Raw genomic sequence first — 19,079 nt, forward strand, 5'->3', positions numbered from 1 at the left:
GGCGCACTTGCCGCGGAAAGTGCGGAGAGGGTGAGGAGTAGGACGACGTCAGGCGGTGGCGCGGCGGCGCAGGACGCGGGCCTCCCAAGGGCGCAACGGGGCGAGCCCTGACCTCGGGCCTGACAGGGCGGCGCGCTCGCCGTCGTCGTCCTGGTCGATCCAGTTGCCGAGCACCAGCTCTGCGGTGTCCCAGGCCGCCGCGGCGTCCCCCAGGTCGGCGGCCACCGCGTCGAGCGGCTGCTCCTCACCGCTGACCGCCACCACGACGAGCAGCTCCGTGGAGGGCGTGGCGCGGGTGAACGCGTACACGTGCGGGTGGGTGGCGGCGAGCATCGTGAAGCCACCGGTGGCCACGCACGGCTCGGCCTTCCGCAGGGCGATGAGCGCCCGGTAGTGCGCGAGCACGGAGGTCGGGTCGTCGCGCTGCGCCTCGACGTTGAGCCAGGAGGCGTTCTCGTGCACCCGGTACCAGGGGGTGCCCGCGGTGAAGCCGCCGTGAAGGCCGCCGTCCCACTGCATGCCGGACCTGGCGTTGTCGCGGTTGAGCTTCGCCATGGACGCGACCATCCGCGCGACCTCGGCCTCGTCGGCGCCGCGCTCCGCTGCCTCCCGGAGGTGGTTGACGGCCTCGATGTCGGAGTAGTCCTCCGGGGAGGTGAACGGCAGGTTGGTCATGCCGATCTCCTCGCCCTGGTAGACGTACGGCGTCCCCCGGTGAAGGTGCAGCAGCGTGGCCAGCGCCGTCGCGCTCTCGCGCCACCAGCGGCCGTCGTCGCCCCAGCGGGAGACGATGCGGGGCTGGTCGTGGTTGTCCCAGTAGAGGCTGTTCCAGCCGCGCTCGGCCAGGCCCGCCTGCCAGCGGCCGAAGCTCGCCTTGAGGGCGAGCAGGTCGAAGGGCTGCGGGTCCCACTTGCCGCCGGGGCCGTGGTCGAGGTCGACGTGCTCGAACTGGAACACCATGTCGACGACGCCGGTGCCCCCTGACGACGCCCCGTCGGTGAGCTCGACGGCGTCCGCCACGGTGACGCCGGGCATCTCGCCCACCGTGAGGAAGTCACCCTCGCGTCCGCCGAACACCTCGCGGTGCAGCTCGGCGAGGAACTCGTGCAGGCGCGGGCCCGTCATGAAGAACGGGCCGCCGTCACCCCACGGCCCGCCGCCCGGCCAGGGCGCCCCGTCGGGAAGGGACCCGTCGGGGGCGTACCGCTTGGAGATGAAGTTGATGACGTCCATGCGGAACCCGTCGACCCCGCGGTCCAGCCACCAGCGCATCATGTCGGCGACCGCGGCCCGCACCTCGGGGTTCTCCCAGTTGAGGTCGGGCTGCTTGCGGCTGAACAGGTGCAGGTAGTACTCGCCGGTGGTCTCGTCGAGCTCCCACGTGGAACCGGAGAACGCTGACCGCCAGTTGGTGGGCTCCGCGCCGGGGTCGCCGGCGGCGAACCCCTCGCGCGGCGGGCGCCAGACGTACCAGTCGCGCTTCGGGGAGTCCTGCGAGGCGCGGCTCTCGGTGAACCAGGCGTGCTCGTCGCTGGTGTGGTTGACCACCAGGTCCATGACCACCTTGATGCCGCGCTGGTGGGCGGCGGCGATGAGCGCGTCCATGTCGGCGAGGGTGCCGAAGGAGGGGTCGATGGCCCGGTAGTCGCTGATGTCGTAGCCGTTGTCGTCCTGCGGGGAGGCGTACACCGGGCTCAGCCACACCACGCCCACGCCGAGGTCGGCGAGGTGGTCGAGCTTGGCGGTGATGCCGGGCAGGTCACCGATGCCGTCACCGTCGGAGTCGGCGAAGCTGCGCGGGTAGATCTGGTACACGACGGTCGAGGCGAACCAGGGCGCCTGCTGCTCGGACGAGGACGACGGCGGTGTGGTCACCCGTCCAGCCTGGCAGGGTGCTTCAGGGGGCGTCGAGGCACCTTCGGGTCAGTGGTCTGTCGGCGGTGCGGCCTGACCGAGGTGTGGTCCGGCAGGGGTCAGGTCAGCGATCACGCTCGGTGGTGCTGCGGGCGAAGGACGCCAGCGCCTCACGCACCGGCCCATCCGGCAGTGCCTCGAGTGCCTCTACCGCCGACGCCGACCAGTCCCGGGCGGTCTCCTGCGCGGCGGCGGCGTAGGGCGAGGCGGCGAGCGCGTCGACGGCGCGGGTGAGGGCCTCGTCACTGGACAGGTCGGCGTCGAGAAGCTCGACGAGCGCAGCGGCGTCAGCACTTCCCGCGGCCGACGCCCGGCGGGCCAGCAGCACCGGCAGCGTGGGGACGCCCTCGCGCAGGTCCGTGCCGGCGGCCTTGCCCGTGGCGGCCACCGAGTCTTCCGAGGAGCGGGACAGGTCCAGCACGTCGTCGGCGAGCTGGAACGCCACACCCACCCGCTCGCCGTAGAGGCGCATGACCTCGACGACGTCCGGACCCGCGCCCGAGAACTGAGCGCCGAAGCGACCGGCGAGGGCGATGAGCGAGCCCGTCTTGTCGGACAGCACCTGGATGTGGTGGGCCACCGGGTCTTCGTCGGGACGCGGGCCGACCGTCTCGTGCATCTGGCCCAGGCAGAGGCGCTCGAAGGTCTCCGCCTGCTGACGCACAGCATCGGGGCCGAGGTCGGCCACGAGGCGGGAGGCGCGGGCGAAGAGCAGGTCTCCGGTGAGGATGGCAACGTCGTTGCCCCACTTGGCCTGCGCGGCAGGAGCGCCGCGGCGCAGCGGGGCGTCGTCCATCACGTCGTCGTGGTAAAGGCTGGCCAGGTGGACCAGCTCGACGACGACGGCGGCCGGCACCACGCCGGGCGCGTCAGCATCACCGAGGTGGGCGGCCAGCAGCGTGAGCATGGGGCGCACCCGCTTGCCGCCGGCCTCGACGAGGTGGCGGGAGGTGGCGTCTGCCAGCCGGTCGGTGTGGCGGACGGCGTCACGCAGACGTTCCTCGACGACGTCGAGACCGGCGAGGACGTGCGCGGTGAGCGCCTCGTCGACGTCGGGGACGGCGGCAGCGCCGCGCGCCCGGGCGAGCGGAGGCTCCGGGGGCGCAGGAAAGACCGCTCCCCTGACCACGGCCACAGCCTAGGTCACCGCCCCGCGGGGGCTAGGCGCGACAGTGCCGTCACCACGCGGTCGGCCGCATCACCACCGGTCGGCTCGGCGAGGTTGGCGAGCAGCTTGACCACGAGGTGCATGACGGAACGGCGAGGAAGGCCCAGCCTGACGGCCGCCGAGAGCACGGGCGGGTGGGCGATGAGCTTGGCGAACGCCCTGCCCAGGGCGAAGTAGCCGCCCAGCTCCTCGCGGAGCGCCGCCGGATAGACCTGGAGGGCTCGGTCTCTGCCGCGCACGCCAAGGACGCGCTCGGCGTCGAGCGCGTCGGCGACCACCTCGGCAGCCAGGCGGCCCGAGTGCAAGGCGTACTCGATGCCCTCGCCGTTGAAGGGGTTCACCATGCCGCCGGCATCGCCGAGGAGCAGCACGCCGTCCTTCGCGTGCGGAGTGCGGTTGAAGCCCATCGGCAGCGCGGCGCTCCGGACGGGCCCTTCGAGGTGCTCCTCGTCGAGGGTCCACTCCGGTGGCGTGGTGGCAAGCCACTGCTTGAGCACGGCCTTGAGGTCGACCGGCTGGGACGCGTCGATGACGCCGAGCCCCACGTTGGCGCGCCCGTCACCCAGGCCGAAGATCCAGCCGTAGCCGGGCAGCAACGGGGAGCGGCGCGGCTCGCCGGACCACAGCTCCAGCCAGCTCTCCATCCACGGCTCGTGGCTGCGCGGCGTCCGGTAGTAGGCACGCGCCGCCACCCCCAGCGGCCTGTCGGGGCGCCGCTCCAGGCCGAGAGCCACCGCCGTGCGGCTGGAGACGCCGTCGGCGGCGAGCACCACGCGGGCGCGGTGCAGCACCTCGGGCCCGGTGGCGCGGCCGCGCTCGTCGACCGGCTTGGCGCGCACGCCCGTGACCAGCCCCGTGCGCTCGTCGAGCACGGGCGCGGTGGCAGCCGTGCGCTCCAGCAGCCGGGCGCCCCGGCGCTGCGCGTGGCGGGCGAGCACCTCGTCGAAGTCGTTCCGGGTCCGCACGAGGCCGTAGCCGGGGAACGACGCGAGCTCCGGCCAGGGGATGTCGTAGCTGCGGCCTCCACCGACGAGCCGCAGGCCGCGCGTGCGAGCCCAGCCGTCCTGCTCGTCGTCGTCGATGCCAAGGTGGGCCAGCTCGCGGACGGCGCGCGGGGTGAGCCCGTCACCGCAGACCTTGTCGCGGGGGAAGGCGGACTTCTCCAGGACGACGACGTCGAGGCCCGCGCTCGCCAGGTGGGCAGCGGCTGACGCGCCCGCAGGGCCGGCTCCGACGACGACGACGTCCGCCGTCGTCCCCATCCCCGTGCTCGTCTCCGTGCCTGTCTCCGTGCCTGTCTCCGTGGTGGTCACGGGCGGGTGGCGCGGTGCAGCGCGACGATCCCGCCGGTGAGGTCCTTCCAGGCGACGCCGGTCCAGCCGGCGTCCTGCACCCAGCGCGCCAAGCCGGCCTGGTCGGGCCAGGCACGGATCGACTCGGCGAGGTAGACGTACGCGTCGGGGTTGCTGGCCGTCCGGCGGGCGATCGCCGGCAGCGCCCGCATGAGGTACTCGGTGTAGACGGTGCGGAACGGCGCCCACGTGGGATGGGAGAACTCGCAGACCACGAGGCGGCCACCCGGACGGGTGACCCGCAGCATCTCCGCGAGGGCGGCCTGCGGCTCCACCACGTTGCGCAGCCCGAAGCTGATGGTCACCGCGTCGAAGGAAGCGTCGGCGAACGGCAGCCGGGTGGCGTCTCCGGCCACGAAGGACAGGTCGGGACGGCGGCGGGCGCCGACGGCGAGCATGCCGCGGGAGAAGTCGCAGGCCACGGGCCGGGCGCCGAGCGCGGCGAACGGCTCGGTGGAAGTGCCGGTGCCCGCGGCGAGGTCGAGCACCTTCTCGCCGGGGCGCAGGTCGAGGGCCTTGACGACGGCGCGGCGCCAGGACCTGTCCTGCCGCAGGCTCAGCACGCTGTTGGTGAGGTCGTAGCGGCTGGCGACGCCGTCGAACATGGCGGCCACCTCGTGAGGGGCCTTGGCGAGGTCAGCGCGCGTCACGCCTCCATGGTCCCCCACCTGCGCGCGGACCTCTCGCCGCGCTCCCCCGCCTGCGCCATGACCCCCGCCTCCCCCTCCGTGATCATGGGCTTCCGCCACCTCGCGGGTGGCGGAAGCCCATGATCACGGGGTGAGGCGGTGGTTGGCAGGGCCGTAGGCTCTGCGGCCGTGAGCAGCACGTCCGTCGACACCAGCGCCAGCACCACCGCCAGCACGGGCCCCAGCGACGCCGCCGGAGTCGTGCGGGCTGCCGCGCAGCGCGCGGCCGCCGCCTCCGCCGCGCTGCGGGTCGCGCCGGACGCACAGGTGAGCGAGGCGCTGTCGGCCGCGGCCGAGCGGGTCGCCGGTGCGGCGCGGGCCGTGCTGGCCGCCAACGCCGAGGACGTCGCCGCAGCCCAGGCGGGCGGCATGAGCGCAGGCCTACTCGACAGGCTCCGCCTCGACCCGGCGCGCCTGGAGTCCGCGGCGCAGCAGCTGCGCGAGATCGCCGCCCTGCCTGCCCAGCCCCGAATGGCCTTCGTGCGTGATCTGCCCGGGGACGGAGTCCACGGCGGGGAGGTCTGGGAGCGGCGCGTGCCCGTCGGCGTCATCGGCGCCACGTACGAGGCCCGTCCCGCCGTGACGCTCGACGTGGCCGGCCAGGTGCTGCGCGCCCGCAGCGCCGCCGTCCTGCGGACGGGCTCGGCGGCGCTGCGTACGTCCGCCGTCCTCGTCGACGAGGTGCTGACCCCCGCCCTGGCAGTCGCAGGCCTGCCCGACGGCGCCGTCGAGCTGGTCCGCCAACCCGGGCACGACGCCGCCGAGGCGCTCGTGGCCCAGCCCGACCTCGTGCCCCTCGTCATCGTTCGCGGTTCCGGGGAGACCACGCGGCACCTGTCCCGTCTCGGCGCGGCCGCCGGCACGCGCGTGCTGGCCCACGCCGACGGCGGAGGGGTCATGTACGCCGACGTCGCCGCGGACCTCGACAGGTTCCGTTCGCTGCTGCGCGCCGGGGTCGACAGGCTCGGTGTCTGCAACCGCCTGAATCTGCTGCTCGTGCACGCCGCGCGATGGGAGGAGCTGAGCCAGGTGGCGGTCGAGGTGCTCGGTGAGGCGGGCGTGGAGGCCCTCCTGCCCCCCCACGAGCACGAGCTGGGCCACGAGTGGGCGCTCGACTCCGGCCGTGAGGCTCGCGTCACGGTCGCCCCGGTGGCCGGTCCGGTGGAGGCGACGGCGCTGGCCGCCGCGGAGACCAGCGGCATCGCCGCCACCGTGGTCACCGAGGACGCCGACACCGCGGCGACGTTCCTCGGCGCGTGGGGCGGCACCGGCGGCTTCTGGAACACCACGACGCGCCTGCTCGACGGTTACAAGCTGCTGGGCGTCCCGGAGACCGGCATCAGCGTCGACTCGGTGCCCGGCCCGCGCGGCCCCGTGACCGGGGGCGACCTCGTGCTGCGGCAGTTTGTGGTGCTGCCGGCCGGCACGCACGGCAGCGACGCGGTCAAGGACTCCCTGCTCAGCTGAGGAGGGTCGGCCGGGACGGCGCGAGCGCCGCGAGCGCGTCGTCGACGGTCGGCCCCAGGCCGTGCACCTGCCCGAGCACGGCGGCCGCAGCGGCGCGGGCCAGCGCCGACGACGTCTGGATGCCGTAGCCGCCCTGCCCGGCCAGCCAGAAGAAGCCCTGCTGGCGGTCGTCCCAGCCGACCACGGGCAGACCGTCGGCGGGGCCGGTCCGCAGCCCGGTCCACGAACGCTTCACCTGGATCGCCCCGAGGTCGAGCACACCGCCGAGGCTGGTGACCAGCGCGTCGACGTCGGCGGGCACCGGTTGGGCGTCGCACGGCTCGCTGGGCACCGCCTCGGCGGGTGAGGCGAGCAGGTCACCGCCCACGTCGCGCCCCGGCCGCGCATAGAGCGTGTCGGCGACATCCGAGATCATCGGCCAGTCCTCGCCGATGGGCCGCTCGGTGTCGGCCACGATCACCGTGCGCCGCTTCGGGACGAGTCCGCGACGGCGGACCCCGGCGAGGGCGGCGACGACGTCGGCCCACGGCCCCGCAGCGTCGACGAGGACCCCGGCGCTGATCCGGTGGGCGCCGGCGGTGACGTCCCACCCGCCGGCCCGCCGAACCGCAGACGTGACCGGCGCTCCCAGCAGCACCTGGACGCCGCCTCGCCGGGCACGCTCGGCGTGGTGCTCGAGCAGGAGGGGGACGGCGACCTCGCGGGCGTCGTCGTCGACCGCCACCGCATGGACGGCCTCCGGGCGCAGCAGCGGGAACCGCTCCAGCGCCTCAGCCGGGGCGCTGGGGCGCAGTGCGGGCACCTGGGCGAGCAGCCTCGCCAGCGCCTCCCGCCCGGCGGCGCCGCCGACCGTGTCGACCCACAGCAGTGGGCGGTCTCGCAGCACCGTGCGACCGGTGAAGTCTTCGATGCTCGCGACCAGGGGCAGGCTGGCCGCGGTCAGCGCCTGGACCGGTGGAGGCCCGTAGCTGGGCTGCATCTGCCGCGCGGAGCGCGCGCTGGTGTGGGTGGCCAGCGCCGGCTCCGCCTCCACGAGCACCGCGCTGCAGGCGCCGCCTGACATCTCGGCGAGCTCCGCGGCGAGGGAGAGGCCGGCGATGCCTCCGCCGACGACCAGCACGTCGGCGCGGACGCCCGCCGACGGCGCAGCCGCCGTCGTCGTGGTCGTCGTCGTGGTCGTCGTCGTCCTCGGAAGCGCTGCTGGCTGGGCCGGTGTGGTGGACGTCATCGACAGCGGAGGCTAGTGCGGACGGCGCACCCGTGGGAGGCGCCTAGCCTGGTTGCTGATGACCACTACTACCGGCCGCTCGGGCCACTCGGGCCGCCCGCCGCAGCCCCGCTCCGTCGAACCGGCCGCCGCGGGCGTGGTCGGCGGGAAGCTCCGCTGGCGCACCTCCCGGATCCAGGATCCGGGGGCACTGCTCGACGTCCTTGCCCGGCGTGCACCGGCCGCGAGCGCGCTCGCGTGGGTGCGTCGCGAGGAGGGCCTGGTCGGCTGGGGCGAGGCCGCACGCGTCGAGGCCGGCGGGGAACATCGGTTCGCCACGGCGGCCGCCGCCTGGCGTGACCTCGTGCTCGGTGCGCCCGTCGTCGATGACGTCCGCCTGCCCGGCACAGGTCCGGTGGCGTTCACGTCGCTGTCCTTCGACGCCGCGTCCGCCGGCGGAGGCGTGCTCGTGGTGCCCGAGGTGCTCGTCGGCCGCCGCGGTGGCGTCGTGTGGGTGACCACGGCCGAGCCCGTGGACGCCTCCGTCGGGGTTGCGGTGGGTCTGGGACCCGAGAGCGCAGAGCCCGAGAGCGCAGGGAACGGCGCCCCGGTCGAGCCCGTGCACGGTCCCGGAGCCGTCCGCTACGCCGACGGCGCGCTGTGCGGTCCGCGGTGGGCCACGGCGGTGGCCCGCGCGGTGGCGCGCATCCAGGCCGGTGAGCTGGAGAAGGTGGTGCTGGCGCGCGACCTGGTCGCCGAGGCCGAGCACGAGGTCGACCCGCGCTGGCTGCTCGCGCGGCTGGCGGCGGCCTACCCGTCGTGCTGGTCGTTCGCCGTGGACGGCCTGGTGGGTGCCACACCGGAGCTGCTGGTCCGCCGTGAGCGCGGCCTGGTGCACTCGCGCGTGCTGGCCGGGACCATCCGCCGCACCGGCGACGAGCAGCGCGACGCCGCGCTGGCCGGGTCCCTGGCCCGCTCCGGCAAGGACCTGGAGGAGCACGAGTACGCGGTGCGGTCCGTGGTCTCGGCGCTGGCCCCCCACTGCCGGACGACGACGGCGCCGGACGCCCCGTTCGTGCTGCACCTGCCCAACGTCATGCACCTGGCCTCCGACGTCACCGGTGTCCTCGACGACGCACGCCCCGGCGGCGCGCCGGGGGTGCTGGAGCTGGCCGCTGCGCTGCACCCGACGGCTGCGGTCTGCGGCACCCCGACGCCGTCCGCGGCGGCGCTCATCGCGGAGCTCGAGGTGATGGACCGCGACCGGTACGCCGGCCCCGTCGGCTGGGTGGACGCCAGCGGCGACGGCGAGATCGGGCTGGCGCTGCGCTGTGCGCGCATCGACCCCGACGACGCCCGCCGCGTGCGCCTGTTCGCGGGGTGCGGCGTGGTCGCGGGATCGGACCCGATGGCCGAGCTGGCCGAGTCCGACGCGAAGCTCGTGCCCGTGCGTGACGCCCTCGGCGGCGCCTGACCCACCCCTCCCGCGGTGATCGTGAGTTCTCCGATCGTGATCATGGGCTTCCCGCGCAGGTCAGCTGACGGCGCTGCGGACGCGTCCACGGATTCGCTCGTGCAGCGCCCGCAGCCGGGCACGGTCGGCCCGGACCACGAGGACCTCGCGGCCCCGCACCGGAGCGGCGAGAGCTGAGCGCAGGGCGCCGAGGTCGTCGATCTTCCGCGCAGGCACACCGAGCGCCTCAACCAGCGCCACCAGGTCGCGGCCGTGCGGTGTGCCGAAGAGCCGCTCGAAGACCTGCGCCCGCTCGGGATGCGTCGGGTCTCCGTGCTCCAGCCCGGTGAAGATGCCGCCCCCGTCGTCGTCGACGACGACGACGCGCAGGTCCGGCTCGGGCTCGCCCGGCGGCAGCAGCAGGCCGTTCGCGTCGTGGAGGGCGGCGAGGTCGCCGACGAGCACCGTGGTGGGAGCCCCGGCGGCCAGGGCGGCGCCGGTGGCGGCCGAGAGCGTCCCGTCGATGCCCGACAGGCCGCGGGCCGCCAGCACGAGGGGCGCGGCGGCCGGGTCGGCCCAGGGGGCAGCCGCGAGGTCGAGGTCACGGACGGCGTTGGATGCCGCGGCGACGAGCAGGTTCTGGGCGCCCACGTCCGTGACCGCTGCCGCGACCTCGCGGGCGACGACCGGTCCGGTGAGGTGGCCGGCGCGCGCCTCGTCGTCGAGGACGGCGTCGACGGCCGTCTGCGCGGCGCCGCCAGCTCGCTGCCAGCGGCGGAGCCACTCTCCGGGAGCGGCGCCCCCGCCGTCGTCGTCCTCCTGAGCCGCTGGGTCGACGGGCAGCCGGAGGTGTCGCCGGCTCGCGCCGGGGCCCGGGTCGTCGGTGTGGGTGACGAGGTGCACGAGCTCGACGTCGGCGCGGGCCAGGAGCGCGCTGACCGGGCGGCTGAGGGTGGGCCTGCCGACGGCGACGACACGCTGCACGGCACCGCCGAGGTCGGGCTCGTCGAGGAGCAGCCGGTAGGCGGGGACGGCGTTCGGGCCGCTGCGGGCGCCGGAGCTGGGCTCGGCAAGCAGCGGCCAGCCGTGACGCTCGGCGAGGGTCCGGGCGAGGGCGCCGAGGGCCAAGGGGCCATCCCCGGCGACGACGACCGTTCGCTCGGGCCCCCCGGCAAGCTCCGCGGTCAACTCCCCAGACGCGCTTCCCGCCCTTGCCGCGGAAAGTGCGGGAAGCGCGGGTGGGGACCAGGGGGTGTCGGGCACGAGCGGATCGGCAAAGGCCAGGTCGCCGTGCACGGGGCCAGGTCGCGCGCCGCGCTCGCCACGCGCGGTGGCCACGAGATCGGCCACGCCGGCGGCCCACGTGGCCCGGGCGCGGGCCAGCACCTCGTGAGGCCCGGGCACCGGAAGGTCGAGCGCGAGCCTCACCGCCGCGCCGAACAGCCCCGCCTGCAGAGCGGTGGTCTGGTTGGCCCAGGTGCCGCGCACCGTGTGGGGGCGGTCGGCGGAGAGCACCACGAGCGGCACCGCGGACTCGGCCGCCTCGAGGACGGCGGGGTGCAGGTTCGCGACAGCGGTCCCCGACGTGGTCACCACCGCTGCGGGGAGCCCCCTGGCCCGGCCCATGCCGAGTGCTGTGAAGGCCGCGGCCCGCTCGTCGTGGCGCACGTGCAGCCGCAGCAGGCCGGCCGCGTCGGCGTCGTGGAGCGCGTAGGCCAGCGGCGCCGACCGTGACCCGGGGCACAGCACCACGTCGCGCACCCCGGCGCCGGCCAGGGCGACGACGACGGCCCGCGCGAGCAGCGTGGACGGCTGTGTCGAGGGCTGTGTCGAGGGCTGTGTCAACGCTTGCGCGGGCGTTGCGGAGAGCGGCACCGGCCCATCATCGCCAGGGCCTCGCCTCACAGCAGTGCGTAGCAGCGCCGCAGGCGCTCCAGCCACCACGCCCGGCGCTCGGGAGCGGCGGCGTGTCGCTCCAGCAGGTCAGGGTCGGGCTCGACCGCACCGACGGGCAGCGACCCGTGGTTGATCTCGCGAACCCCGCCCGTCACACCACCCAGCACGATGTCGGCAGCGAGCAGGGAGCCCGTCCCCAGGCCGCTCGCCAGCTGCTCCTCACCGTCGGCGAGCGGCAGCGCGGCGGCTGCCGCCAGGCCCGCGGACAGCCCGACCGCCGTGTCGAGCGCGCTGGAGAGCACCACCGGCACCGCCGCTCCACCCCTGCGCTGACCCTCAGCACGCAGCTGCTCGGCGAGCGCGAGCACCGCCCGCACCCCGCCCATCGGGGGGACCTTGAGGACGGCGACGTCGGCGGCGCCCGCCCGCACCACCGCCAGCGGGTCGGAGGCGCGGCGGATGCTCTCGTCGGCGGCGATGCGGACGTCCACGCCGCCACGCGCGAGGAGTTCGCGCAGCGCCACGAGCTCGGGCACCGTCGCGCACGGCTGCTCGGCGTACTCCAACGGCCCCTGACCAGGCCCCGCGGTGAGCGCGGCGAGCGCCGCGGCAGCCTCCTCGACGCTCCAGCCGCCGTTGGCGTCGACCCTCACCCGCGCCGCACCAGGATCGGGAACGCCCCGTGCCACCTCAGACCGTGCCACCTCAGACCGCGCCACCTCAGACCGCGCCACCTCGCGCCGCACTGCGGCGACGCGGGCGACGTCGTCGTCCAGTGACTGACCGCGCTCGGCCACCTTGACCTTCGCCGTCGTGCATCCGGGGAAGCGCGCGAGCACCTCCGGCACCCGTGCGGCGGGCACCGCGGGGACCGTGGCGTTGACGGTGACCCGCGGCCGCAGGGGCGCGGGCCAGCCGGTCCAGGCGGCCTCGAGGCCTGCGGCGAGCCAGGCGGCGGCGGTGGCGTCGTCGTACTCGAGGAACGGGGCGAACTCTCCCCAGCCGGCCGGTCCGCGCAGGAGGAGCGCTTCGCGGACCTCGATGCCGCGGAAGCGGACCCTCAGGGGCAGGGCGACGACGACGGCGCCAGCCAGCACCTCCTCGAGCGCGGGCAGCGCCGGATCACCGCCCGATGCCGCGTCCTGCACGTCCACCACGCCCTCACGCTCTCATCCCGAGGTTGTTGTCATCCCTCGGGTTGATGCCCCGGTCCAGCGTCACTGCTTCGGGCTGACGACGACGACGAGCGCATCGCCGCAGGCTGGGCCCATGAGCGCAGCCGCCCACGCAGCTCCCTTCCGCCGGCCCGCGCCCGCGAGCCGGCCTCCGCGTCGGCACACCTCAGCGACCACCGCCGCCGCCGTGGCCGCTGTGATCGCCTCGACGGTCGCCGCGGTGCTGCTGGGCGCGGCGACGGAGGCCGCGCAGGGCGTGCTCCCCACGGCGTGGGGGCCCCTGGCCAACTCCATCACCGCGTGGGTGCTGCTGCCGGCAGCCCTGACCACCGCGGTACTGGCGGCCGTCCCGCGTCAGGGGACCAACGGACTGACGCTGGCGCTCGCCGCGGGACTCGCGAGCACGCAGGGCCTGGTAGCCGGCTACTACGGCTGGGCGGCCGTGGTCAGCAACACCTCGCACGCGTGGTCGTCGGTGGTGCTGTGGGCCGCGGCCGGGCTGGTCAGCGGTGCACTCGTGGGGGTCGCCGCCCTCGTGCGGGCCACGGAGCGCGGGCCGCTGCGCGGCGCCGCCACCGGCCTGCTGGCTGCGGTGCCCCTGGCCGACGGTGGCCGGACCGTGCTGCTGTTCCCGTGGCAGGCGGCAGCCGGCTGGGCATTCGCGGCGCTCGCCGTCGTCGTCCTCCTGGTGGGGTTGCGCCGCGGTGAGCGCACCGCGGGCTGGATGACCGCGGCGGCGGCGGTGGCTGCCGGAGCCGGTGGGTTCGCGCTGCTGGACGCCGCGGCGAGGATCGCCGGGGGCCTCTGAGCGGCGCTCTTCCAGCCCTTCCAGCCTTCACGGGTCAGCGCAGGGCCGCGCGGACCTCGGGAAGATCGAGCACCTCCGTGAGTGACCTCACGACGCACGTCTCGTGCGGCGGGGCGGAGCCGGTCCTGTCGACCAGCACCGCGCGCAGGCCCGCGGCGCGGGCTCCGAGGACGTCGACCTCGTGGTCGTCACCGACGTAGAGCACCTGATCCGGCAGCACTTCGAGCCGCTCGCAGACGGCGATGAAGGCCGCCGTCCGGGGCTTGGCAACGCCGAGCGCGTCGGCGCTGAACAGCGGACCGACCGTCTCGCGGAGCCCGACGCGGGCCACCTTCTCGGTCTGCAACTCCTCGACGCCATTGGTGAGGACGGCGGTGAGCAGCCCGCCCTCGCGCAGGACGGCCAGCACGGCGAGCGCGTCGTCGAAGGCGCGCCAGTGCCGACGGAACTCCGCGAGGAATCCCGCGAACTGCTGGTCGAGCGCGGCGGGCTCCCCCACCTCCTGGCCGACCAGCGGCAGGAACGCGCGCAGGCGCTCACGGCGCTGCTCGTCGTGGCTGATCTCACCGTCGCGCCACCGCGCGAAGTGCTCCTCCTCCAGCGCGAACCAGCGGGCCACGAGGTCCTCGCGGGCTTCGACGCCGCGCTCGGCGAGCCAGGTGGCAAGACCCGCGGTGGCGGCGCCGACGTGGTCGACGAGGGTCGCGTCGAGGTCGAAGACGACGGCTCTCAGCACGTCGAGATCATGCCCGGGTGGTGACGGGGTCACCGCCGGGTCACGCGGGGACACCGACCATCGCGGCCGACCGCTCCCACAGGCCGCGGGCCAGCGCCACGTCGTCGGCCTGCCGGTTCGGGCGGCCGGGGGCGAACCGGTCCAGGTAGGCGCCGTCGACGGTCTCCGGGTCGGATCGGGTGGCCAGCGCCAGCAGCGGCGCGGCGCCCTCCTCGGCGGTGATGGTGAAGACGCGGCTCAGCGGTGGGCTGTAGAGCAGCCGGAACAGGGGCGAGTCCGCGCCGAACGCCGTGCCGACCACGCCGGGGTGGAAGCACGACGCCGTCGCGGTGCCTCCGAGCCGGCGCGACAGCTCACGCGTGAAGAGGATGTTCTCCAGCTTCGTGGTGCCGTAGACCTTGAAGCTGCGGTAGGCGCCGGCCGTGCTGTCGAGGTCGTCGAGGTCAACCCGGCCGAAGGCGTTCGCCCGGCTCGAGGTGGTGATGACGCGGGCGCCCGGCGTGGCCTCGATCCGCTCGCGCAGCAGCGCGGTGAGCAGGAACGTGGCCAGGTGGTTCACCTGGAAGGTCTTCTCGTGGCCGTCCACCGTGGTGGTGCGCTGGCCGAACGTGCCCCCGGCGTTGTTGGCGAGGACGTCGATGTGCTCGCAGCGATCGAGCACCTCCGAGGCGGCGCGGCGCACGTCGTCGAGGCGGGTGAAGTCGGCCAGGACAGGCTCCACCCCCAGCTCGGCAGCGAGAGCGCCGGTGCGCTGCGGGTCGCGCCCCAGCGGGACGACCGTCGCGCCGGCGGCGGCGAACCTGCGCGCCGCAGCGGCACCGATGCCGGAGCTGGCGCCGGAGATGACGACGGTGCGGCCCTCGAGCCGGGGCAGCGCCCCGCCGGTGGGGGCGCTGCGGGTGCTGGGGGTGCTGGACACCTCCCCAGGATCAGCGCTTCCGGCCAGCTCGGCCATCTCTGGCCCGTCGCGGAGGCCTTCACTGCGGCCCCTCACTGCCGCCCCTCGCTACGGCGGGGCGCCGCGGCGAGGTTGACGAGGTGGGCAGGCAGCGCGCCTAGCCTGGGCCGGTGGCGTGGTTGGTGGTCGCCGCGGCGACCGCCGCGCTCGCAGGCGGGATGGCCCGGCTCGGCGTGCCGTCCGCGGCGCTGTTCGCCGCCGTGCTCGCGGGACTCGCCGTGGCGCTGACCGGCTGGCCGCGGACTCGGTGGCGCCGCGGCAAGCGCCTCGAGCTGGCCAAGCCGGTCTCCAAGGGTGCGCAGGCGGTGCTCGGTGTGCTGTCGGGGGCGCTGCTGCAACCCGCCACCCTGGCCGAGCTGGCGGGCTCGTGGGCGCCGGTGCTGGCGGCCGTGGTCGCAACGCTGCTGGTCAGCGTGCTCGCAGGGTTGCTCCTGGGGCTGAGGCGCGACGTCGACGCCGCCACCGGCTCCTTCGCGATGGTCGCCGGTGGCGCCTCGGGTCTGACCGCCATCGCCGAGGAGCTGGGGGCGGACCAGCGTGTGGTGGCGGTGGTGCAGTACCTGCGGGTGCTGCTCATCCTGCTGGCGATGCCCGTGGTGGCGCTGCTGCTGGGCGGCGGCGCGGGCGGCGCGGACTCGAGCAGCTCAGGTAGCGGGCTCACCGCGAGCGCGGCGCCATGGTGGGCCGACGTGCTCTTCACCGCCGCCGTGGCGGCGGTGGGGATCTGGCTGGCACGCCTGGCGAAGCTGCCGGCCGGGCCGCTGCTAGGACCGATGATGGTGGCGGCGGCGGTCTCGGCGACCGGGTTGACGCAGGGCGCGACGGTGCCCGCTCCGGTGCTGCAGGTGGCGTTCGCGCTCATCGGGCTGCAGGTGGGCCTGTCGTTCACTCGGTCCAACCTCAAGACGGTGGGGCGGGTGCTGCCCACGGCCCTGCTGCTCATCGTGGGAGTCATCGTGGCGACGGCGGCGGTGGGGATCCCGCTGCTGCACCTGGCGGGCGCCTCCACGCTCGACGCCTACCTCGCCACCACGCCAGGTGGCCTCTACGCGGTGGTGGCGACCTCGGCGGACAGCGGCGGTGACACCACGCTGGTGCTGGCGGTCCAGGTGCTCCGCCTGCTGGTGATGCTGCTGCTGGCGCCGCTCATCGGCGCTGCCCTGGGTCGCTCAGGACGACGACGGCGGAAGCGGCCCGGACACTGACGCGCCCGGCGCTCGTCGTCGTCCTGCTGGTCTCTTTGAGGGGGTTGTCAGAGGCGGTAGAGCGTCACCAACTCCGTGATCATGGATTTCCCGAACACGTCACGGCTGCGAGACCGCTGACCTCGGCGCCATCCGCGGTCCGCCGGTGTTCCAGAAGCCCATGATCACTGCACCGGGAAGTCGACCCCCACCACGCCCTCAGACGTCGACGCGGTAGGGCAGCGCCAGCTCGTCGCCGGGCAGGCCGCGGATGGCCCAGTCGTGGCGGGGCGTCTCGAGGATGGTGAGCTCGAGGTCGGCCGGCTCGACGCCGAGGGTCGCGATGTCGCGGTAGAGCCGCGCGTAGAAGGCCTTCTTGGTCTCGATGGCGCGACCCTCGAACATCAGCACCTCGATGACGAGGTACCGCTCGGTGCGGCCGTCGGGTGTGGGGAAATCGTGTGCGCTCATGGGGAAGAACCGGTGGAAGCGCTTGGTGGGCGGCAGCTCGAAGACGTCGACGGCGGCGGCGTGGAGCAGGTCGGAGAGGGGCTGGCGCACGCCGGGCAAGAAGGTGTCACGGCCGTAGACTTTGAACTGCGCCATGCGATCACGCTGCCACACGGCGAGCTCATCACAGCGACCATGGCGGTACCAGGTCGGTACCATTCTCGAATGGCGATGAACCTGCGTCTGACCGATGCCGAGTCCGAGGCCCTCCGCGCCCGTGCTGAGCAGGAGGGTCGATCCATGCAGGAGGTCGCCCGCGCGGCCATCAACGCCTACGTCTCGGATCGCCCAGCGCGCCTGCGCGCGGCCATCGAGAAGGTGCGCACGGAGGACGCCGAGCTGCTGGCGCGGCTGGCACGCTGACGGCTCGAACTCGTGGACTACCTGACCACCGAAGACCTCCTGGAGATCGCCACAGGAGTCATCGACGACGTCCAGGTCCGCGACCTGGGACTTCTCGCATCTGCGGCCGCGCGACCGCAGACAACAGTCTTCGGCCGCGACGCCTATCCCGACCTTGCCGACAAGGTTGCGGCCCTACTGCACTCGCTGGCCCGCAATCACCCGCTCGTCGACGGAAACAAGAGACTGGCGTGGTCAGCAGCCCGCGTGATGTGCCTGCTCAACGGTGCAGACCTCGCCATGCCCGTCGACGATGCCGAGCGCATGGTCCTCGCGGTTGCGGCTGGCGAGATGGACGCTGCCGAGCTGAGCGTGATCGTTCGTCGACACCTGCGCTGACATGCTCACCGCGCGACGGACGGTGCGTGTCCCGGACTGCCCGAGGGTGGCGCCCTACGCTCACCGACCATGACCAGCGATGCGTCACCGGTAGAAGCGACCGTGGGCGCCCACCGGCCGCCTCGCTCCGTCGCGGACCTGGTCGTCAGCATCGCGCTGCTCGTCGTCGCCCTGGTGACGGCACTCATGACAACCTTCGCCGGATTCATGCTGGTCATGGCCAGCGACAGCTGCGGCATCGTCCGCGAGTGCTCCACGTCGGGCCTCACGGCCGGCGTCGGGATGTCCGTGATCGGCCCGTGGGTCGGGCTGCTTGGCTTCGGGGTCTGGGCAGTAGTCCGGATGGCGCGCCGCCGCCTCGCGTGGTGGACCTCGCTGGCGGCGCTGCTCGCTGCCCCGGTCCTGTGGCTCGCGGGCGCGGTGATCGTGTGGCAGGCCGTCGGCGGCGGCAGCTAGCGAGGGCTGCCTAGGGTGACCGGGTGAGCGCGCTGCCCGGGGTCTCGGACACCTTCGATGCCAACGCCTGGACGGCGGTGCCCGGCTTCGAGGACCTGACGGACATCACCTATCACCGGTGCGTGCTGCCCGGCGCGGCCGGCGGGACGGTGCGGATCGCCTTCGACAGGCCGCACGTGCGCAACGCCTTCCGCCCGCACACCGTCGACGAGCTGTACCGCGCCCTCGACCACGCCCGCCGCTCCCCCGACGTCGGCTGCGTGCTCCTCACCGGCAACGGCCCGAGTCCCAAGGACGGCGGGTACGCCTTCTGCTCCGGCGGCGACCAGCGCATCCGCGGCCGCTCGGGGTACCAGTACGCGACTGGCGTCGGGGGTCAGGACGACGACGAGACGGCGGCGAGCGTCGACGCCCGGCGCACGGCCGCCGAGGGCGGCCGGCTGCACATCCTGGAGGTGCAGCGCCTGATCCGGACGATGCCGAAGGTCGTCGTCGCCGTCGTGCCGGGATGGGCCGCCGGTGGCGGGCACAGCCTGCACGTGGTGTGCGACCTCACCGTGGCCAGCCGCGAGCACGCGCGGTTCAAGCAGACGGACGCCGACGTCGGCAGCTTCGACGCCGGGTACGGCTCGGCCTACCTGGCGCGGATGGTCGGGCAGAAGCGCGCGCGGGAGATCTTCTTCCTGGGGCGGGAGTACTCGGCACAAGACATGGCCGACATGGGCGCGGTGAACGTGGTGGCCGACCACGCCGACCTCGAGCGCGAGGCCCTGCGCGTCGCCGCCGAGGTGTGCGGCAAGAGCCCCACGGCGCAGCGGATGCTGAAGTTCGCCTTCAACCTCGTGGACGACGGGCTCATGGGCCAGCAAGTCTTCGCCGGGGAGGCGACGCGGCTGGCGTACATGACCGACGAGGCCGTCGAGGGTCGCGACGCCTTCCTGGAGCGCCGCGACCCTGACTGGTCGCCGTTCCCGTATTACTTCTGAGGGGCGTCTGCGCGGGGCCACTCGGGAATCTTCAACCCGCCCAGTACCGGCAGCACGAAGCAACCCGGCACGGTCCACGACGGCGCAGGGGTGATGCCTCAGCACTGGCAGGTGCCGTGGCGTGAGGGGATGTCGGGACAGTCGACCTCGGGCGGGTCGTCCGGCTCGACGCGATCATGTGGCTGGGCGAAGCCCCCGGGGCCGCTCCGAGCCCCCGGACCACCCCCGCTGGCGGGCATTGCCAGCGTGAGCTGACGGGCGGTCTGCTCTTGCAACGCCCGTCGCGGGTTGATCACCCACCGTTGCAGCGGGTCCACCGCCCGCGGCGGCCGGATGTGCGGCACCCCGTCGACCATCCGCACCCCCCACACCCCCAAGG

General features: G+C 74.4%; 19 protein-coding genes. 8 read left to right on the forward strand and 11 right to left on the reverse strand.

The window, feature by feature from the left end; translation table 11 throughout:
• Positions 1-48: 48 nt before the first annotated feature.
• The 4 genes from BXY45_RS04595 to BXY45_RS04610 all read right to left on the reverse strand — a co-directional run bounded on the left by BXY45_RS04595 (position 49) and on the right by BXY45_RS04610 (position 5,084).
• Positions 49-1,875, reverse strand: a complete 1,827-nt coding sequence (locus BXY45_RS04595) for an alpha-glucosidase (protein WP_109773118.1) — start codon at positions 1,873-1,875, stop codon at positions 49-51.
• A gap of 103 nt (positions 1,876-1,978) precedes the next feature.
• A complete protein-coding gene (locus BXY45_RS04600) occupies positions 1,979-3,043 on the reverse strand; it encodes a polyprenyl synthetase family protein (RefSeq protein ID WP_211319224.1) in 1,065 nt (354 codons plus the stop codon).
• 14 nt (positions 3,044-3,057) lie between these two features.
• Positions 3,058-4,344, reverse strand: coding sequence for a geranylgeranyl reductase family protein (locus BXY45_RS04605; RefSeq protein WP_109773120.1), 1,287 nt, complete (start codon positions 4,342-4,344; stop codon positions 3,058-3,060).
• Positions 4,345-4,391: 47 nt separating this feature from the next.
• Positions 4,392-5,084, reverse strand: a complete 693-nt coding sequence (locus BXY45_RS04610; protein WP_109773121.1) for a demethylmenaquinone methyltransferase — start codon at positions 5,082-5,084, stop codon at positions 4,392-4,394.
• Positions 5,085-5,252: 168 nt separating this feature from the next.
• Here BXY45_RS04610 and BXY45_RS04615 point away from each other — a divergent pair, with 168 nt between their 5' ends.
• Positions 5,253-6,590, forward strand: coding sequence for an aldehyde dehydrogenase family protein (locus BXY45_RS04615; protein ID WP_109773122.1), 1,338 nt, complete (start codon positions 5,253-5,255; stop codon positions 6,588-6,590).
• On the opposite strand, the gene BXY45_RS04620 is transcribed toward BXY45_RS04615, so the two are convergent.
• The gene (locus tag BXY45_RS04620) at positions 6,583-7,818 is read right to left on the reverse strand and encodes an NAD(P)/FAD-dependent oxidoreductase (protein ID WP_109773123.1); all 1,236 of its coding nucleotides are present in this window, start codon (positions 7,816-7,818) and stop codon (positions 6,583-6,585) included. The two genes, BXY45_RS04615 and BXY45_RS04620, sit on opposite strands and share 8 nt — an antisense overlap.
• A gap of 58 nt (positions 7,819-7,876) precedes the next feature.
• Here BXY45_RS04620 and BXY45_RS04625 point away from each other — a divergent pair, with 58 nt between their 5' ends.
• A complete protein-coding gene (locus BXY45_RS04625; RefSeq protein ID WP_109773124.1) occupies positions 7,877-9,271 on the forward strand; it encodes an isochorismate synthase in 1,395 nt (464 codons plus the stop codon).
• Between the two features lie 60 nt (positions 9,272-9,331).
• Here the strand turns inward: BXY45_RS04625 and menD are convergent, their stop codons facing one another.
• Together menD and BXY45_RS04635 are read right to left on the reverse strand one after the other, a co-directional pair.
• The gene (gene menD, locus BXY45_RS04630) at positions 9,332-11,125 is read right to left on the reverse strand and encodes a 2-succinyl-5-enolpyruvyl-6-hydroxy-3-cyclohexene-1-carboxylic-acid synthase (protein WP_211319225.1); all 1,794 of its coding nucleotides are present in this window, start codon (positions 11,123-11,125) and stop codon (positions 9,332-9,334) included.
• Positions 11,126-11,151: 26 nt separating this feature from the next.
• Positions 11,152-12,303, reverse strand: coding sequence for an o-succinylbenzoate synthase (locus tag BXY45_RS04635; RefSeq protein WP_245961648.1), 1,152 nt, complete (start codon positions 12,301-12,303; stop codon positions 11,152-11,154).
• A 112-nt stretch (positions 12,304-12,415) separates the two neighbouring features.
• Between BXY45_RS04635 and BXY45_RS04645 the strand changes: the two genes are divergently transcribed.
• Positions 12,416-13,129, forward strand: a complete 714-nt coding sequence (locus tag BXY45_RS04645; RefSeq protein WP_146211070.1) for a DUF6518 family protein — start codon at positions 12,416-12,418, stop codon at positions 13,127-13,129.
• Positions 13,130-13,163: 34 nt separating this feature from the next.
• Here BXY45_RS04645 and BXY45_RS04650 read toward each other — a convergent pair whose 3' ends face one another.
• Entirely contained in the window at positions 13,164-13,865 is a 702-nt protein-coding gene (locus tag BXY45_RS04650) for an HAD family hydrolase (protein WP_170131309.1), read from the reverse strand.
• 40 nt (positions 13,866-13,905) lie between these two features.
• Positions 13,906-14,784, reverse strand: coding sequence for an SDR family NAD(P)-dependent oxidoreductase (locus tag BXY45_RS04655; protein ID WP_211319226.1), 879 nt, complete (start codon positions 14,782-14,784; stop codon positions 13,906-13,908).
• Between the two features lie 149 nt (positions 14,785-14,933).
• Here BXY45_RS04655 and BXY45_RS04660 point away from each other — a divergent pair, with 149 nt between their 5' ends.
• Positions 14,934-16,028, forward strand: a complete 1,095-nt coding sequence (locus BXY45_RS04660; RefSeq protein WP_245961649.1) for an AbrB family transcriptional regulator — start codon at positions 14,934-14,936, stop codon at positions 16,026-16,028.
• 198 nt (positions 16,029-16,226) lie between these two features.
• Here BXY45_RS04660 and BXY45_RS04665 read toward each other — a convergent pair whose 3' ends face one another.
• Positions 16,227-16,613: a tautomerase family protein gene (locus tag BXY45_RS04665; RefSeq protein WP_109773170.1), complete on the reverse strand. Its 387-nt coding sequence runs from the start codon at positions 16,611-16,613 to the stop codon at positions 16,227-16,229.
• A gap of 69 nt (positions 16,614-16,682) precedes the next feature.
• Here BXY45_RS04665 and BXY45_RS04670 point away from each other — a divergent pair, with 69 nt between their 5' ends.
• From BXY45_RS04670 to BXY45_RS04685, 4 genes are all read left to right on the forward strand, one after another.
• Positions 16,683-16,880: a ribbon-helix-helix protein, CopG family gene (locus BXY45_RS04670; RefSeq protein WP_109773129.1), complete on the forward strand. Its 198-nt coding sequence runs from the start codon at positions 16,683-16,685 to the stop codon at positions 16,878-16,880.
• A gap of 12 nt (positions 16,881-16,892) precedes the next feature.
• Positions 16,893-17,258, forward strand: coding sequence for a type II toxin-antitoxin system death-on-curing family toxin (locus tag BXY45_RS04675; protein WP_109773130.1), 366 nt, complete (start codon positions 16,893-16,895; stop codon positions 17,256-17,258).
• Positions 17,259-17,327: 69 nt separating this feature from the next.
• Entirely contained in the window at positions 17,328-17,714 is a 387-nt protein-coding gene (locus BXY45_RS04680; protein ID WP_146211071.1) for a hypothetical protein, read from the forward strand.
• A 23-nt stretch (positions 17,715-17,737) separates the two neighbouring features.
• Positions 17,738-18,700: a 1,4-dihydroxy-2-naphthoyl-CoA synthase gene (locus BXY45_RS04685; RefSeq protein WP_172601922.1), complete on the forward strand. Its 963-nt coding sequence runs from the start codon at positions 17,738-17,740 to the stop codon at positions 18,698-18,700.
• Between the two features lie 98 nt (positions 18,701-18,798).
• Here BXY45_RS04685 and BXY45_RS23705 read toward each other — a convergent pair.
• Positions 18,799-19,079 (reverse strand): hypothetical protein (locus tag BXY45_RS23705; RefSeq protein ID WP_211319227.1); only part of this gene is annotated, 281 nt, incomplete at its 5' end.

It is taken from the genome of Quadrisphaera granulorum (assembly GCF_003149145.1).
Lineage (GTDB): Bacteria > Actinomycetota > Actinomycetes > Actinomycetales > Quadrisphaeraceae > Quadrisphaera > Quadrisphaera granulorum.

Excerpts from the sequence above, each read along its gene's own strand:
- BXY45_RS04605 (WP_109773120.1), bottom strand. The coding sequence starts at position 4,344 with ATGGGGACGACGGCGGACGTCGTCGTCGTCGGAGCCGGCCCTGCGGGC.
- BXY45_RS04620 (WP_109773123.1), bottom strand. The coding sequence starts at position 7,818 with ATGACGTCCACCACACCGGCCCAGCCAGCAGCGCTTCCGAGGACGACG.
- BXY45_RS04625 (WP_109773124.1), top strand. The coding sequence starts at position 7,877 with ATGACCACTACTACCGGCCGCTCGGGCCACTCGGGCCGCCCGCCGCAG.
- BXY45_RS04645 (WP_146211070.1), top strand. The coding sequence starts at position 12,416 with ATGAGCGCAGCCGCCCACGCAGCTCCCTTCCGCCGGCCCGCGCCCGCG.
- BXY45_RS04665 (WP_109773170.1), bottom strand. The coding sequence starts at position 16,613 with ATGGCGCAGTTCAAAGTCTACGGCCGTGACACCTTCTTGCCCGGCGTG.
- BXY45_RS04670 (WP_109773129.1), top strand. The coding sequence starts at position 16,683 with ATGGCGATGAACCTGCGTCTGACCGATGCCGAGTCCGAGGCCCTCCGC.
- BXY45_RS04680 (WP_146211071.1), top strand. The coding sequence starts at position 17,328 with ATGACCAGCGATGCGTCACCGGTAGAAGCGACCGTGGGCGCCCACCGG.